Annotated in this window: 13 protein-coding genes; 4 read left to right on the top strand and 9 right to left on the bottom strand. The window is 56.6% G+C overall.

Translation table 11 applies throughout. The annotated features are described in order from the left end of the window. Positions 1-2,332, top strand: a 2,332-nt coding sequence (locus E5201_RS00645; protein WP_181404496.1) for an autotransporter domain-containing protein, incomplete at its 5' end; no start/stop codon positions are given. Between the two features lie 83 nt (positions 2,333-2,415). Here E5201_RS00645 and thpD read toward each other — a convergent pair. The 4 genes from thpD to ectA are packed head-to-tail and all read right to left on the bottom strand — an operon-like array spanning position 2,416 to position 5,698. After that, positions 2,416-3,336: an ectoine hydroxylase gene (thpD, locus tag E5201_RS00640; protein ID WP_140984066.1), complete on the bottom strand. Its 921-nt coding sequence runs from the start codon at positions 3,334-3,336 to the stop codon at positions 2,416-2,418. Between the two features lie 12 nt (positions 3,337-3,348). Then, on the bottom strand, positions 3,349-3,765 hold the full coding sequence (locus tag E5201_RS00635; RefSeq protein ID WP_140984065.1) for an ectoine synthase: 417 nt from the start codon (positions 3,763-3,765) through the stop codon (positions 3,349-3,351). A gap of 14 nt (positions 3,766-3,779) precedes the next feature. After that, positions 3,780-5,084: a diaminobutyrate--2-oxoglutarate transaminase gene (gene ectB, locus E5201_RS00630; protein ID WP_140984064.1), complete on the bottom strand. Its 1,305-nt coding sequence runs from the start codon at positions 5,082-5,084 to the stop codon at positions 3,780-3,782. A 17-nt stretch (positions 5,085-5,101) separates the two neighbouring features. Next, positions 5,102-5,698 (bottom strand): diaminobutyrate acetyltransferase, encoded by a 597-nt coding sequence (ectA, locus tag E5201_RS00625; protein ID WP_181404495.1) that lies wholly within the window; start codon positions 5,696-5,698, stop codon positions 5,102-5,104. Between the two features lie 186 nt (positions 5,699-5,884). Between ectA and E5201_RS00620 the strand changes: the two genes are divergently transcribed. Then, positions 5,885-6,406 (top strand): MarR family winged helix-turn-helix transcriptional regulator, encoded by a 522-nt coding sequence (locus E5201_RS00620; protein WP_140984063.1) that lies wholly within the window; start codon positions 5,885-5,887, stop codon positions 6,404-6,406. A 102-nt stretch (positions 6,407-6,508) separates the two neighbouring features. Here E5201_RS00620 and E5201_RS00615 read toward each other — a convergent pair whose 3' ends face one another. Continuing rightward, on the bottom strand, positions 6,509-7,399 hold the full coding sequence (locus tag E5201_RS00615; protein WP_140984062.1) for a LysR family transcriptional regulator: 891 nt from the start codon (positions 7,397-7,399) through the stop codon (positions 6,509-6,511). Positions 7,400-7,531: 132 nt separating this feature from the next. Between E5201_RS00615 and E5201_RS00610 the strand changes: the two genes are divergently transcribed. Both E5201_RS00610 and E5201_RS00605 read left to right on the top strand, forming a co-directional pair. Then, positions 7,532-8,515 (top strand): DUF1852 domain-containing protein, encoded by a 984-nt coding sequence (locus E5201_RS00610; RefSeq protein ID WP_140984061.1) that lies wholly within the window; start codon positions 7,532-7,534, stop codon positions 8,513-8,515. A gap of 26 nt (positions 8,516-8,541) precedes the next feature. Beyond that, entirely contained in the window at positions 8,542-9,570 is a 1,029-nt protein-coding gene (locus tag E5201_RS00605) for a methionine synthase (RefSeq protein WP_140984060.1), read from the top strand. Between the two features lie 58 nt (positions 9,571-9,628). On the opposite strand, the gene E5201_RS00600 is transcribed toward E5201_RS00605, so the two are convergent. The 4 genes from E5201_RS00600 to E5201_RS00585 form a co-directional block, all read right to left on the bottom strand. Then, positions 9,629-10,942: a purple acid phosphatase family protein gene (locus E5201_RS00600; protein WP_140984059.1), complete on the bottom strand. Its 1,314-nt coding sequence runs from the start codon at positions 10,940-10,942 to the stop codon at positions 9,629-9,631. 56 nt (positions 10,943-10,998) lie between these two features. Next, positions 10,999-14,196, bottom strand: a complete 3,198-nt coding sequence (locus tag E5201_RS00595; RefSeq protein ID WP_246050343.1) for a TonB-dependent receptor — start codon at positions 14,194-14,196, stop codon at positions 10,999-11,001. A gap of 125 nt (positions 14,197-14,321) precedes the next feature. Beyond that, positions 14,322-15,302 carry a FecR family protein gene (locus tag E5201_RS00590; protein WP_140984058.1) on the bottom strand — a complete coding sequence of 327 codons (981 nt, stop codon included), beginning with the start codon at positions 15,300-15,302 and terminating at the stop codon, positions 14,322-14,324. Continuing rightward, positions 15,299-15,877: an RNA polymerase sigma factor gene (locus E5201_RS00585; protein WP_181404494.1), complete on the bottom strand. Its 579-nt coding sequence runs from the start codon at positions 15,875-15,877 to the stop codon at positions 15,299-15,301. The genes E5201_RS00590 and E5201_RS00585 overlap by 4 nt, the downstream gene beginning before the upstream one ends. Between the last annotated feature and the right edge of the window lie 314 nt (positions 15,878-16,191).

Here is a 16,191-nt window from a genome sequence, read left to right as displayed (position 1 = left end):
GTCACCGGCCTTTGCGTCCGGCACGACCAGCTACAGCGCCACGGTGGCCAATACCGTCACCAGCCTGACCCTGACGCCAGCGGCAGCAGATGCCAACGCTACCCTGACGGTCAATGGCACGACGGTGGCTTCCGGTCAGACCTCGGCAGCCATCCCGCTTAACGTTGGCCTCAATGCCATCCCTGTGGTGGTAACCGCCGAAGACGGCACGACGCTTCGTACCTATACGCTGAATGTAACGCGTGACTCATTGCTGGTGGCAACACCTGCATCCGGTGCGCTTGCTGCGGGTATTGCCAACGAAGCCTACAGCACGACGCTGTCTGTTTCCGGTGGCGTCGGGCCCTATAGCTTTGCGGTGACCTCCGGTGCGCTTCCTGACGGGCTGACACTAGATGCCGGCACGGGTATTATCAGTGGCGTGCCTGAAACAGACGGCAGCTATAATTTCACCCTTACGGTCACGGATGCCAATAATGCGATGGCGCAGTTTATCTATAGCCTGAGCATTGCTGTGCCACCGGCACCTGAGGTGGTCGATCCGGATACAACCTCTGTGCCTGCCAATACCAGCACGCAGGCCGGTGAAAGCGTCAATATGAACCTGTCCGAACTGGTTCAGGGGCAATATGACGATATCCAGATCGTTACGCAGCCTCAGCATGGCACGGTGATCCTGATACGTACACCGGCGGTGCAGGGGGGTGGCCTTCCGGCGGTAGCGCTGGCCATGTCCAGCCTCAGCGCCCCTGAGCAGATTGTTGCGGTCTATACACCTGAGGCGAACTATCAGGGCACAGACAGCTTCCAGTTTGTCGCGATTGGCCCTGGGGGTACCTCAAACCCGGCCACGGTTATGATCGAGGTTCAGGGCACGACCCCTACGGCGGCGTCGCGCACGGTGACGGTCATTGACGGTCAGACGGTGGCGGTTGAACTGACCGAGGGGGCCACTGACGGGCCTTTCACGGGCGCAACTATCGTCAGCGTCACCCCTGAGGATGCCGTTACGGTACGTATCGTAGAAGGTGGCGCGGCCAACAACCGCACCTATCGTATGGAGATCACGCCTGAGGCGCGCTTCAGCGGCAGCATCGCGGTGGCCTATACGCTCCGCAATGCCTTCGGTGAATCCGCTCCAGCGATGATTACGGCCAATGTCACGGCCCGACCTGATCCGTCTTCTGATCCGGCGGTGCGTGCCATCAGTGATGCGCAGGTCGAAACCGCTCGCCGTTTCTCACGGGCACAGGTCGCGAACTTCATGCGTCGGGCCGAGAGCCTGCATGGTCAGGACTGTGGCGCATCAGGCAGCACGGTGCAGTTGTCGGCACAGTCACGCCCTCAGGGTCCGCGGTACGAAGGTGACACGGAATATCTGAAGGATGACCGCTATGCCCGGGGTGAGGACCAACAGCCCTTGCCGGGCCAAATGGCCGCAAATGCCAACACCCCGTCATCTGGGGGTTCTGCACCGTCGGCTGGTGGTGAGCGTTGCGCTAACCGCTTTGCGGTCTGGGTTGGCGGTACGATTGATCTGAGCACCTATGACGCCCTGTCAGACCGGTCGAAGATCAGTGCCAGCACCAGCGGCCTGAGCATCGGCATGGATCGCAAGATCCGGGACGGGCTGATTGTCGGTGCGGGTCTCGGCTTCGGCAGTGACCGCAGCCGGATCGCCGCCGGCGCCGCACATGTCAGCAGTGAGTCAAAAATCGTCGCGGTTTACGGCAGCTACTCACTCAGCTCTGACGTCTTTGTCGATGCGGTACTCCTGCACGGCCGTCTCAACTTCGATACGCGCCGGACGGATGCCACGACGAACCTGACGGTACGGGGTGAGCGCGATGGCTCCTTTACCACCGGTGCGGTTTCTGTAGGCTTTGAACGCAAGCGCGGGCCGTTGTTCTGGTCGGTTTACAGCCGCGGTGAATATATGACCGGCTCGCTGGATGCCTATCGTGAACAGGGTGCCGGTATCTATGACCTGCGTTTCGATGAACGTGCCTTACGCTCATTCACGGGTGTTCTGGGCTTCAGAGGCTCATACGAACACGAGGTATCCTATGGTCTGATCAAGACGGGTCTGCGGACAGAGTGGCAGCATGAGTTCGCTGATGGCGCCGATCAGCGACTGGATTATGCGGATATCGCCGGGCCGGCCTATTACAGCCTGGCGACCCGGGGCTGGGCGAGGGAGCAATACCTCATCACGCCAAGCCTTGAGCTGACCCTGCCGTCAGGCTGGCAACTGGGCCTTGAGGTCGGATGGCGTTCCGCTGGTAAGGAAACCTCTTCCGCCACAACCTTCCAGTTGCAGAAACCCTTCTAAACACCATGCCCCCGCAGCATAGCCCGCTGCGGGGGCATTAGTTTTATGCGGCCTGCCTCAGTTCGCTGCCCCCTGCGGCGTGCTTATGCCGGAGCGGTTTCTTTTAACGCGCCGGTGACGGGCGTTATCGGTTCTGGATGGCGGGTGGCAATAAATTCAGGCCGCGGTGCAGGGGCACCAAACGGTGCCTGCAAAGGGTTTGACACGGCATTATAGACCATAAAGGCATTGGCACGGGGCAGGGGCGTGATATTGCCGTTTGAGCCGTGCATGATATTGCAATCGAAAATGACCACGGTGCCCGCCTTTCCGGTCGGGGCGACAATGCCGTGCTGCTCAACCATTTCGGCCAGACTGAGATCGTCCGGCACGCCGTACTCCTGCTTGCGCAGGGAGGACAGGTAGTGATCCTCAGGCGCTTCTCCGACGCAGGTCAGGAAGGTTTTGTGCGACCCCGGAATGAGCATCAGCGGCCCGTTATGCGGTGTGTTTTCCGCAAGCAGTACGGACATGGACAAGGCCCGCATCCGTGGCATCCCGTCCTCAACATGCCAGGTCTCAAAATCGGAGTGCCAGTAAAACTCCTTACCCTGAAAGCCGGGTTTGTAGTTCAGGCGCGACTGATGAATATAGACCTGATCATTCAGCAGAAACTGCGCGATGCCGGCCAGACGGGAATCTTCCGCCAGTCGTCTGATCAGCGGGTTTTGTGTGTGAATGCGAAAAATCGAGCGCACCTCGTCTGAGGCCGGTTCGCGGATAATGGTCTGGGGCTCAAGGCGGGTGGGGTCGGCCAGCAAACCGGCCGTCTCGGCCTGTAAGGCCTCGATTTCTTCGGCGGCAAACAGGTTCTCCAGCACCAGATAGCCGTCACGTTCGAACTGCTCGGCCTGTGCACGCGTGAGCGGCGCATCGGGGTGCCACTCGCTGTGAACCACGCGGTCATGGCGCGGCAGCTTTTCCGGCTGTGGGCGGCAGCGGGAGGGATAATAGTCCAGGGTCATTTTATAGTTCTTTCAGTCCGTGGTCGCCAGTTTGGCGGACACAAGATCCGTCTCTGCCGGATAGGCGCCGGTGTCATCATGCACTTCGCGACCCGTCACCGGTGGATTGAACACGCACGCGGTGACGATATCGGTTCTCGGACGGACGATATGCCGGTCATGATTGTTCAGCACATAGAGCGTACCCGGGGACAACTCATGCACCTCACCGGTCGCCAGATCTTCGATCGTGCCTTCGCCCTGAAGGACAAACACCGACTCCAGATGGTTGCGGTAGTGCATCCGCAATTCCTTTCCGGCGTACATGGTGGTGATATGGAAAGAAAACCCCATGCCATCATCTTTGAGCAGCAGGCGCGCACTTTCCCAGCCGTCGGTAATAATGTTGCGCTCAGATGTGCGGATCGTATCGAGTTTACGAATAATCATGTGTTCTGCGCCCCTTATTCAGCTGCAACTGTCAGATGGGTAGCCAGAACGCTGTCGATGCAGTCCCCGAGAATATCGAGACCTGCGGCCAGTACGTCATCGTCAATGGTCAGGGGCGCCAGCACCTTAACGATTTCATCGTGCGGGCCGCTGGTTTCAATAATCACGCCTCTGTTAAAGGCCCGTTTGGTAATCTGCGAAGCAATATCGCCTGAACCGACATCTATGCCGCGCATCATGCCGCGCCCACGGGTAGTCAGCTCGTTTCTCTCGGCCATACGCTCAAGCTGCTTCGCCAGCAGGTCACCTCGACGCCTGATATCGGCCTGAAACCGGTCATCAGCCCAGAAATGGCGCAGGGCAGCCGTAGCGGTGACAAAGGCGTGGTTATTGCCTCTGAACGTACCGTTGTGCTCGCCCGGTTCCCACTGATCAAGTGCGGGATGGAAAAGGGTCAGGGCAAAGGGCAGGCCCATGCCTGACAAGGATTTGGCCAGTGTCACAATGTCAGGCTTGATGCCCATATCCTCAAAGCTGAAGAACGTACCGGTACGCCCGCAACCGGCCTGAATGTCGTCAACAATAAGCAAGGCCCCATGTGCCTTAGCGATGGCCGCTATGCGTTGCAGCCAGCCTTTGGACGCGGCATTGAGCCCGCCTTCGCCCTGAACGGTTTCCACCAGAATGGCCGCGGGACTATCCAGTCCGCTTGAGGGGTCTGACAGGCGCTGCTCAAGCAGGGCGGCGGTATCGATGTCAGGGCCGTAATAGCCGTCATAGGGCTCGTGACTGACGTGATTGAGCGCAATGCCTGCGCCACCGCGTTTCTCGGCATTGCCGGTGCAGGCCAGCGCCCCCAATGTCATGCCGTGGAAGCCGTTGGTAAAGGCGATGACGTTCTGACGCCCCGTAATTTTGCGCGCCAGTTTAAGCGCGGCTTCGACAGCGTTCGTGCCGGTCGGGCCGGTAAACATCAGCCGGTAATCGAGCCCCCGCGGCTTCAGGATCAGATTTTCAAATGTCCTCAGGAAGGTCGCCTTGGCGTCCGTATGCAGATCAAGGCTGTGGGTGATGCCGTCTGCGCTGATATAATCGATCAGCGCCTGTTTCAGCACCGGATGGTTGTGGCCATAGTTGAGGGTGGAACAACCGGACAGAAAATCGAGATAGCGCCCCTCCTTATTGTCATACATCCACACCGCTTCGGCGCGATTGAACTGGCGCGGCATGGCGCGGGCGTAGCTGCGCACGCGGGATTCGCGACGTTCATAGAGGGTAATGTCGGGGATCGTTTTGCTCGGTTCGGGTTGGATAGTCATCGGAACTCCTGTGCCGTTCATACAAAGCCGCCAGATGCCGGTATAAGAGTCACCAGATGTTCGGTGTCATGACGACCGGCAAAATGGGCGTCGCGTTCAAAGTGGGGGTGGTGAGTGAGGCGGGCGTCATAGCGGCGGGCAAGGGCGTGAAACACGGCCCATGAAGCCGCATTACCCGGCGTGATGGTCGTAATAAGCTGACTGACACCGCGCAGTTCGGCGCGTTGCAAAAGCGCACCCAGCATCCGCATCGCCAGACCTTCGCCACGCGCGGACGGGCTGACAGCCAGTTGCCAGACGAAAAACTGTTCGGGCGTTTCCGGCGGACGATAGCCGGATATCCAGCCGATGATTTCCCCCTTGCGTTCCGCCAGCACACAGGTGCCCGCGAAATGCGTGCATTGCAGCAGGTTGCAATAGGCAGAATTGGTATCAAGGGGCGGGCATTGCGCGATCAGAGCCGTCACCACGGCACCATCGTCAGCGACCGGTTTGCGCAGGATAATCTGCTGTGAGGCAGGGGATAAAACAGGCGTAGTGGCTTGCCCGAAACTGTGATTATCGGCGGTAATGCTTCGCTCTCCGAATCTTATTTTGGTGTTCTGCCCAGCCATTAAGCGAAGCGTATCTATACCAATAATCCGAAAATATCAAGGAAAGACGTGCATTGTAAGCGGGTTTGCCCGGTTTTGGCCTTAAGGCGAGACTCTGTTAAAGTCTATTGTAGTTCGGTTTCCGAAGAATAATGACCGGGTGTAAAAAAATGAGAAAATGCCGTTCAACTCTGCTATTCAACCCTGATGGATCAGCCGATTACAAGTGCCGCCTTACGGGCGATTCGTCGGGTATTGCGTGCCGCCGATCAGGGGGGCCGAAAGCTTGCGTCAGTGACAGGCCTGACGCCGTCACAGTTGCTGGTTTTGCAGGAAATTGAACAGCGCGGCGAAACCTTGCCCAGCGCGGTCGCTGCGTCGTTGCAGTTCGGTCAGGCGACTGTAACCAATATTGTTGATCGCCTCGAAGCGGCGAAACTGGTGACGCGCGAACGGGGGACAAGTGATAAACGTCAGGTCGTGTTACGCATTACCGAACAGGGCAGGGCGGTGTTGGAGAATGCGCCGGATTTGCTGCATAAGCGTTTCAAAATAGGGTTTAACCAGTTGCCAGCATGGGAGCAGGCAATGATTCTGGCCGGGCTTGAGAGGCTGGGAGAGCTTCTGGATGCCGGTGAGATCGATGCAGCGCCCCTGATTGACAGCGGCGTCATAGACCGGGATTTAGCGCCTGAATTAAGGCGGCAGGATCGCGACACAAACCGATGAGTGTTTGGTTTGATCTGGAGCGCACCTTGCGCCATCTGACGGCTATAAAACAGTTTAAGGGGCGGCCATGTCGCGGGCCGCGGCGGGCAGGGTCTGGCCCTGTTATGTGCGTGTTGTCGCCTTGGCCAGATCGATAAAGCCCCCGATATAGGCGACTGTGAGGTCTTCGGTGCGCAGGCCGACATGGATGCTTTTGGGGATACCGTTGTCCCCCAGCCTGACCGCATGGGCGCGCGCGCCTAAGGGCATCTCCTGTAAAAGCCAGTCCGGCATGGCGCTCACGCCCCGTCCGGCATCAACCATCTGAAGCATGAGTTCCGAGGTTTCCACAGTGCGATGGCGTTGGGGCCGACAACCGGCGGGCACAAGGAATTGCGTGAAGATGTCGAGGCGCTCCACGGCGACCGGATAGGTGATCAGGGTTTCCGGGCTGAGGTCTGAGGGGCTGGCAATGGTTTTGCTGGCCAGAGGGTGATTTCTGGCGACCGCAAGTATGATTTCGTAGTCGAATACGGGCACAAAGGTGAGGTTGGGGTGCGCAATGGGATCGGGGGAAATGATCAGATCGATCTCATGGCCCAACAAAGCCGCAATACCGCCAAACCGGAAGGCGGTCGTGACATCGATATCGACCTCTGTCCATTGCCGCAGATAGGGATCGAGGACGCGCGTCAGCCACTGCTGACAGGGGTGACACTCCATGCCGATGCGTAGCGCCCCCCGACGTCCCTGAGCAAATTCGTGCAGGACGCGCTCGGCGTGGTCAATCTGTGGCAGGACGCGGCTGGCAACCGCCAGCAGATAGTGCCCCGCCTGAGTCAGGCGAATGCCACGACCCGCCTTATCCCATAAGGATATACCGAAGCGGTCTTCGAAGCGTCTGACCGCATGGCTCACCGCCGATTGGGTCAGGTTCAACCGATCTGCGGCGGCAGTCAGGCTACCGGAACGGTCAATTTCACGGACAATGGTGAGGTGCTGTAGGTCTAACATATGATGACACTAATTCATTGATTGGTGAAAACAAGTCATTTTTTGTCATGGATTAAATGCTGTATGGGTCACTGCAATCCATTCAGAGAACAAAATTTGGGTTCATCTCAAAAATTAAGGCACCAGACTGCAATGAGCAAAGCGTTTGAATTCACCATTAAAAGCCTCCCTTTTGATGAGAATTATCACCCTGCGGATAATACGCGGGCTACGACCAATTTTGCCAATCTGGCGAGGGGCAATAACCGTCAGGAAAACCTGCGCAATGCCTTAAGGATGATCGACAATCGTTTCAATGCGCTTGCGCACTGGGATAATCCGGCGCGAGACCGTTACACGGTCGCTCTGGAAATCATTTCCGTTGAGCTGAACATTGATGCTGAAGGCAATAATGATGCCTTCCCGTTGATTGAAATATTGAAAACGAACATCATCGACCGGAAAACCAACCAACGCATTGAAGGCATTGTCGGGAATAATTTCTCATCCTATGTGCGTGATTATGACTTCAGCGTCTTGTTACTTGAGCACAACAAGACCCAGTCCGCATTCAGCACGCCGGACGACTATGGCGTTTTGCATGGCAAACTGTTCAAAAGCTTCCTGAATTCAGATGCGTACAAATCCAATTTCAATAAGCCTCCTGTCATATGCCTGAGTGTTTCGCATACCAAAACCTATCAGCGGACGGATAATCAGCACCCTGTATTGGGGGTTGAATACAGGCAGGACGAATATTCTCTGACCGACCAGTACTTTAAGGAAATGGGGTTGCAGGTTCGCTACTTCATGCCGCCGAACAGCGTGGCGCCTCTGGCTTTCTATTTCATCGGTGACCTGCTCAGTGATTACACCAATCTTGAGCTTATCAGCACGATCAGCACGATGGACACCTTTCAGAAGATCTATCGTCCCGAAATTTACAATGCCAATTCGGTAGCGGGTGCGCACTATCAGCCCAGCCTGAAGCATCAGGATTATTCGCTGACCCAGGTGGTTTATGATCGCGAAGAACGTAGCCGACTGGCTGTTGAACAGGGACGATTTGCCGAAGCGCACTTTATCAAACCCTACCAGACTCTTTTAGAACAATGGTCAGCGAAATACGCCGCCTGATCTGACAAAACATTAGGTTACCTATCATGAAAACACTGTTGCCTACCTCAACCGCCGGGAGCCTGCCTAAACCTTCGTGGCTTGCAGAGCCTGAGACGCTTTGGTCCCCATGGAAATTGCAGGGTGAGGCACTGGTTGAGGGTAAGCAGGATGCCCTGCGTCTGGCCCTGATGGATCAGCAACAGGCCGGTATTGATATTGTCAGCGATGGCGAGCAAACCCGCCAGCATTTTGTCACCACGTTCATTGAGCACCTTGATGGGGTTGATTTTCAAAAACGTGAGACGGTCAGAATTCGTGACCGTTATGATGCCAATGTGCCCACCGTGGTTGATGCGGTGGCGCGCCGAAATCCGGTCTTTGTTGAGGATGCCAAATTCCTGCGCCAACAGACGGACAAGCCCATCAAATGGGCCTTGCCGGGGCCGATGACCATGATCGATACGCTCTATGATGCCCACTACAAAAGCCGTGAAAAGCTGGCATGGGAATTTGCGAAAATCCTCAATCAGGAAGCCAGAGAATTAGAGGCTGCCGGTGTCGACATCATTCAGTTCGATGAACCGGCCTTCAATGTCTTTTTTGATGAGGTAAATGACTGGGGCGTTGCGACACTGGAGAAGGCCATCGAAGGCCTTAAGTGTGAGACTGCGGTGCATATTTGTTATGGCTACGGCATCAAGGCCAATACAGACTGGAAAGGCACGCTCGGTTCGGAGTGGAGACAGTACGAAGAGTCTTTCCCGAAACTGCAAAACTCCAGCCTCGATATCATCTCACTGGAGTGCCACAACTCTCATGTGCCGATGGATCTGATCGAGCTCATTCGCGGCAAAAAGGTAATGGTCGGTGCCATTGACGTGGCCAGCCGCACCATTGAAACACCAGAGGAAGTGGCTGATACGCTGCGCAAAGCCCTTCAGTTTGTAGATGCCGACAAGCTTTATCCGTGTACCAATTGTGGCATGGCGCCCCTGTCGCGTCGCGTGGCCAAAGGCAAGCTACAGGCACTGTCGGCGGGTGCCGATATCGTCCGAAAAGAGCTTTCGGCCTAAACTTAAAAATATAACGGCCTGTTTCCAATAGTGGAGACAGGCCGTTATATTTGGGTGGCTATTCGCGTTTGCCCGGTGCCCAGAATTCGGGCGTGGACGGAATTTGTTCAATGCGGCGTTTTTTGCCACTGGCATTTTTGCGCAGTTCAAACTGGTCATAAAGCTGACCATCGGCCGTATAGGCCTTGTAGGTCAGCCGGTCGTTTTCCACGTCGATCACCTGAAACAGTTGCGTATAGGAGGCCTTGCGGTCGGCCCAGTCTATGTCACCAACGGCGTACATTTTGGGGCCTGAGACCGAAACCACATAGACGGCGGCGTCCTTGGCATCATGGTCGCTGCCGCGTGCGTAGCCGTGGTCGTGGCCCTGTAGCACCAGATCGACGCCGTATTTATCGATCAACGGCTTGAGCGTATCACGCATATGGATGTTGTCACGGCCCGGTGCGGTCGAATAAAGCGGGAAGTGCGTGAAGATTACTGTCCAGCGATTGGGATTATCTTTCAGCAGGCCCTCAAGCCAGGCCGTCTGGGCCGCGCGTTCTTCGGCGTCGCCATGCTGTAAGGGGGCATCAACCGAGATGATGCGAAGCCCCTGATAATCGACGTAAAAGGCTGTTTCTTTCAGCTTTTCACGACCTTCGGGGCCATTTTCCGGCAGGGTATATTGCGGACGCCACTGCGGCGATAAGACCGGCCCGCGCGAATATTCGTGATTGCCCGGTGTTGGCAAAGACGGGGTTTCCGCGTGGATGAAATCACCGGCCGCAAACCATTCGCCCCATTCGCGGTCTCTGGTGGCGCGGTTGATCAGATCACCGGCATGTATCCAGAAGGCGGCATCCGGTGCTGTGCGCAGGGCTTCGCGCCAGACACGTGAGGCATGGGATTTCACATCGTTCTGCGCATCGCCCATATAGACAAAGCTGAACGGTTCAGCTTTTGCGGTTGCCGTTGAAAACTGGAACCACTCTGACCAGTGGGTGCCATCGCCCACGCGATAGACATAGCGTGTCGCGGGGGTAAGTCCTTTGAGAACCACGGAATTGTAGGTGGCCTGAAAACCGGCCTGTTCCTGCACATCGAGGCTCAGGGCTTCGGAAAGGGCCAACACTTCGGTGGTGTTTTTTGTAAACTCCGGCCCTGACTGGGACACGGCAAATTGCACCTTACCCTGAGGCGCACCGGCGGCTGAGCGCCATGTGATGGCCATTTCATGTTGTGGATCAGCCGTCAGATTAAGAATGATGCGCTCAGGTTGGAGGGTGGCCGCCGCCAGTGGCGGAGCGCTTTCCTGTGACACAGCAAAGGACGGGCAAACCGCTGCCAGAAAACAAGCGGCGTAGAGCGGAAGGAAATAGGGTTTACGCATAATATATCCTGTAAAATGCGAAAGCCCTGCGCATGGCACAGGGCTTCCTGTCGGGGTTAGTAAACCCAGTTCATGCTGAGCGAGAGCGTGCGCCCGTTCTTGGTGAAGGCGCGGCTTGAGGCCGTACCCGGCCCGTAGGACAGCCAGTAGGTGTGGTTATCAAACAGGTTCTGACCGCTCAGGCTGACGCTGAGGTTTTGCGTCAGCTTCTTGCGCAGGTGGATATCCACGAACTCATAGTCCTGCTGGTAAGGGTCGTTACCAAAGTCCTGAATACCGGACAGCATTTCCGACTGAAGGTTATAGGCCAGATAGCCTTCCCAGCCGTTCTTTTCGTAGAACAGTTCCAGATTGATGACGTGTTTCGGCGTCTCCATCAGCGGCAGCTTATAGCCTTCGGGGTGCCAGCTCAGGCCGGTAACCGCTTCGGATTCCTGGAAGGTGCCGTTAAACGAGACCCCCAGACCATCCCACGGGGCGGGCAGCCAATGGAATATCTGACGGGCGCTAAGCTCGATGCCCTGCACATTGGCCTTCTTACCATTGTTCGGCATGGTAATGACGACGCCGTTCGGGTCTTCGTTTTCACCGGCGGTGCCGTTACGAATGTTGGAAGACGATGAGCGGTACAGGAAGTTTTTGATGTCCTTATAATAGACCGCGACCGAATAGGCCCCATAGCGGCCATTGTACCATTCCAGCGACAAATCGAAATTGGTCGCCTTCATCGGCTTCAGGTCAGGGTTACCCTTTTCGACCGCCACCAGAATCCAGTCAGCGGTCGGATTAGCTTGGCCGTCGCCATCCGGATCGGTGTTGTAGCCATATTCTTCGGCGGTGCTCATACGAGCGATGTCGGGACGGGCAAAGCTTGTCCAGATGGCCCCGCGCAGCAGAAGGTCAGGCCGGAAGCTGTAGGTGGCATGAACCGACGGCAGGACATTGGTGAAGTCGCTGTCGGTTTCATGATACTGGTTGCCGACCTTGGGGTCCATCGTCCAGGCGCGGACGGTGTTTTCGGTTTTTTCGACACGCACACCGCCGATGACGGTCAGACGGTCAAATTGTGCCTCACCCATGAGATAGGCGGCGGTGACCTTTTCCTCAAAACGGAAGCTGTCCTCGTCGGAAATGCTCGCCTCATCCGGCGTCAGGGCTTCACCGTCAAAGAAAGTGCTGGTGCCTGCGGTGGCGCGACCGAGTTCGGCCAGCATCTTGTCATTGTCCAGTACAATCCCCAGACGGTGATCGCCACTATATTGACCATCAAACAGGCTGTTGACCTCAGCGCCATAATAGGGGGCGAAATCGGCCAGCGTGCCGTCATTATCCAGATTGAGGAACGAACCTTCAAACTTGTTGCGGTCAGATTTATAGAGCTTACCGCCAGCCCGTACGTTTCTCAGCCATGAATGGTCGAAGTCATAGCGCAGATTGACCTGTGCCTGAGTGAGTTTTTCCTCAACCGCAGACACCTCGGCCTCAAGACCGGCAAAGGCGTAATTGGCCGGATCATGCACGGCCTTCATGCCCGCATCGTTCAGTACCCATTTCGGATAACGGGAATCGGCGCGATTATCGACGCCTACACCCTTGTTGCCGAGCCAGTGGTACATATTGCTGCGGAATTCCAGCTCATAGTCACCGTCAGCCTTATCTTCGGATTCCGACACCGACAGGTCATAATCGACCGTCAGCTTGCCGAAACGGCTTTCACCACCAAAGTTCAGCGACGACAGAAGGCCCGACGAATAGCTGCCTTCCCAGAAACGACGCAGACGGAAGCCCTGCGGGTCCCAGACCCCCGAGCCGCCATTCAGCGAGTAGAGGGAGTTGGCGGTCATATCCTCATCGGTAATTACCCCGTCCGGTATCCGAACAATTTTACCATCAATTTCAACCTCCTTGGTCGGTTGATCAATGATCTGAGCCGTCGTGTAGCCATAGATGTTTTTTCCACGTTCATCCTGACCGATAATCATCTCATGCGGTTGACGAAGCGAGGTGTCGTTCGGATCAACCTGAGTGAAGCGGCGTGAGAACTGCCCCGTGTCATTGCGGAAGTTCAGGCGCGTGGAAAATTCCTTTTCCTCATATTTGTTATAGGTGCCACGCAGGTGGAAATCATGGTTGTCACCGCGCCAGTCGAGCGAGGAGTTGATCCCTTTTCGTTCAATCTCGGTTTCACCGGTAGCGATCTGCATGCCGCGGAAGACAAAGTCGTTCAGATCGGCATCAAGGGTTTCCGAATTGGAATACCACTTGCGCGGCTGGCTGTCGCCGTCGCCGCCGTTTTCCTCAAAACGGGTCTTGCGCTTGGAGTAGGAGGCGGTGACAAACAGGCCGAGATTATCCGAGAACTGACGGCCAAAGGACACCGACGCCTTGCCTGAGGTCGGATTGTCGAACTTGTCCATCACTGAGGCTTGTGCGGACGCACCAATGTGCATGGGCTTATAGTGGAAGGCGGTCGGCGTATCGATTTCAACCGTACCACCCAGCGCGTCACCGTCCATGTTCGGCATGATGGTCTTGTGAACCGTAATGCCGGAAATGCCTTCGGGTGGCAGGAAGCTTAAGCGCACCCCGCGGTAGAACTGATCGTCGCGTGATCCGGCACCCGACATTTTCACGCCGTTCATGGTGTAGTTGTTCAGTTCGGTCGACAGGCCACGCACGGTGATGCGGTCGCCTTCGCCGGTGCGGGAATCGCGCACGGCATTGACACCCGGCACCTTGGCCAGCGCTTCGGCAACGTTTTCGACCGGCAGGCGACCCATATCATCGGCATTAACGCTGTCGGAAACGTTCTTGTTGCGGCGCTTGTCATCAAGCGAATCCAGCATGGCCTTGCCGTAGCCGCGCACAATAACGGTTTCGATGTCGTCCTCTTGCGTGGCGGATGCCGGTTGCTGAACCGGTACTGACGCCATACGCACAATGACATTGCCATTGCTGATATCAGCGCGCAGGCCGGTGCCCTGCAAAAGCTGATTAAGCGCCTCACGCGCGGTCATGGCACCGGACACGCCCTTGGTGCGCTTGCCGCGCAACAGGCCGGTGTCGGCCATGACCTGAAGGCCTGTGGCCTTGGAAAAATCCTTCAGAGCCGACGACAGGTCCTTAGGGGCAATGCTAAAGGACTGGACGGCTGAGGTCTGGGTTTGGGCGCTAGCCATAAGCGGCGCGGTCACACCCGCAGCCATCAGCGCCAGCACAGACAAGCCATGCACAAGTCTAAATTTCGTATTCACGTTTAAGTCTCCGATAAACGCGGCCCCCGTCGGCCCCGCATACAGGAGAGGTGCGAATGTACGCTGACACCCGACAAAAAATATTATGAATTATTTATGAACGATGTGCTTTTAGTGATTTGAAATTACTGAGAATTTGTCAGTGAAATGACGGTTTTTCCGCGTTTGATCTTGATGTCGTAAAGCGCTTCGATACCACTTAAAACGCTTTCAGGATCAGAGACTTTGAAGCGTCCTGAAACGGTTTTCGCCGCCAGAGTCGCATCGTCAATCTGTACTGGTACACGGGAAAAACGGTTGACCTCGGCAATCAGACGCTCAAGCGGAACGTCCTCGGCCTCATACCAGCCGCTGCGCCAGTCAGGCAGGCTTGTGGCATCAAACCGCGTCAGGCTCAGGCCGCCCGTTGTCGTGGTGATTTGTTCGCCGACACTCAGACGATGCGAACGCCCGCCGTTGTCAACCTGCACCTGCCCGCGATAGACAGACACTTCGGCGCTGTAATCTGACAGAAGGTCAATATTAAAGGCCGTGCCCAGCACCCTGACCTCGGTTTCGGGTAAGGTGACGTAAAACGGACGTTCGGGTTCGGACGCCACTTCAAACCACACTTCACCACGCGCCAGAACCACGTCTCTGCGGTCCTGCGCATAGGTGATGCTGACGGATGACTGACCACTCAGGATCATCAGGGAACCATCGGGTAAGGGTATCTCAAGCGTTTCGCCAGCGCCGGTATTAAGGCTTGCGCTATAATCGTTTTCCTGAGGCGTGTCCTTAACGGGCATGAGTTGATCGGCCCCAAGGCTGGAAAGGCTCCAGACCGCCACCCATGACGCAGCAATGGCCCCACCGACACCCGCGGCTATGCGCCAGGAATTGGCCAGCTTGCGCTCGGAAATCCGCTGAAGTCGCGCCGCCTCCGCCAAAGGCTCGCCGTCATAGAGGGCACACATATCGGCATAGAGCGCGGCGTGTTCAGGGTCGGCCCCGATCCACATCTCAAAACGGCGTTCTATATGCGGCTCTACGGTTGGGGCACGCATAATGACGACCCATTCCGCCGCCTGCTCGACAGGCGTGGTGAAGGCGGGCTTGCCGGTCATCCGGTCATCTCCTCTGCAGGATTTTTTTCTTTTCTTGTTGGGCGGAGGTCGTCAGACGCCCGCCAGACACGCCGTGCCGCATGTAAATCGACCAGTGCACGGGTAATGTGCTTTTCCACCGCCTTGGTATTGAGTTTCAGGGCGCGGCCAATATCTTCGCAGCTCTGTCCCTCAAGGCGGCGACGTAAAAATACATCACGGCGCAATGGCGGCATCTGCGACAGGGCCTTGAGCATGGCGCGGGTCTCGGCGCGGTCTTCGGTGACCCGATCGGGCAGGGGCTGGCTACAGGCCAACTCCGGGATAAGCTCTATGTTATCGCTGGGCTTGAGGCGACGGAAATGCCCCTTAATCAGATTAGCCGCGATGCGAAACGCCAGAGCGTGCAGGCTGATGACGATGTGCGTTTGCTGATATTCGATGGCATCGAGCACGGCCTGCTGGGCGATATCATCCGCCAGATCAGGCTGACGCGTCCGGTTGAGGGCATAGCGGCGGGTGGCCGCCTGAATATCAGCCCAGTGTTCATTTTGTCTGCCCGGCTCCACGCGGCCCTGCCTCCGACAGATACTCAAACCGTGCGCCCTCCTAAAGACCTTTTGTGACAAAATTTGCAGCTATCAGCCGACCGATCTCTTGCCCCCTGTAATTAAGGTGCATCAGACCGGCTTATCCCGACATATTTTTTGTAACTTTCCGGATAGTCGGCGCATCCCCGCCGTTTGATAGAGCCGGCTGAACAAAAAACCGGATCTCCGCCTTAAGCGGGCCGCTGGCCATAGAACACATATGACGACCGGCTTGCTAAGCGACACAGGATGTGCAGAGATAAGCTCAGGGATCAGGACCATGCCACTTAAAGGCAGGCCATATAATAGTTCAGGAAACG

The organism is Asticcacaulis tiandongensis, assembly GCF_006475605.1.
Taxonomy (GTDB): domain Bacteria; phylum Pseudomonadota; class Alphaproteobacteria; order Caulobacterales; family Caulobacteraceae; genus Asticcacaulis; species Asticcacaulis tiandongensis.
Note: the sequence above shows the minus strand (reverse complement) of the source record. Positions and strands in the feature narration are given on the sequence as shown.

Bases quoted from the DNA above. Each gene is read 5' to 3' on its own strand.
- thpD (WP_140984066.1), bottom strand. From the start codon at position 3,336: ATGACCCTGGACTATTATCCCTCCCGCTGCCGCCCACAGCCGGAAAAG.
- E5201_RS00635 (WP_140984065.1), bottom strand. From the start codon at position 3,765: ATGATTATTCGTAAACTCGATACGATCCGCACATCTGAGCGCAACATT.
- ectB (WP_140984064.1), bottom strand. From the start codon at position 5,084: ATGACTATCCAACCCGAACCGAGCAAAACGATCCCCGACATTACCCTC.
- ectA (WP_181404495.1), bottom strand. From the start codon at position 5,698: ATGGCTGGGCAGAACACCAAAATAAGATTCGGAGAGCGAAGCATTACC.
- E5201_RS00620 (WP_140984063.1), top strand. From the start codon at position 5,885: ATGGATCAGCCGATTACAAGTGCCGCCTTACGGGCGATTCGTCGGGTA.
- E5201_RS00615 (WP_140984062.1), bottom strand. From the start codon at position 7,399: ATGTTAGACCTACAGCACCTCACCATTGTCCGTGAAATTGACCGTTCC.
- E5201_RS00610 (WP_140984061.1), top strand. From the start codon at position 7,532: ATGAGCAAAGCGTTTGAATTCACCATTAAAAGCCTCCCTTTTGATGAG.
- E5201_RS00605 (WP_140984060.1), top strand. From the start codon at position 8,542: ATGAAAACACTGTTGCCTACCTCAACCGCCGGGAGCCTGCCTAAACCT.
- E5201_RS00600 (WP_140984059.1), bottom strand. From the start codon at position 10,942: ATGCGTAAACCCTATTTCCTTCCGCTCTACGCCGCTTGTTTTCTGGCA.
- E5201_RS00590 (WP_140984058.1), bottom strand. From the start codon at position 15,302: ATGACCGGCAAGCCCGCCTTCACCACGCCTGTCGAGCAGGCGGCGGAA.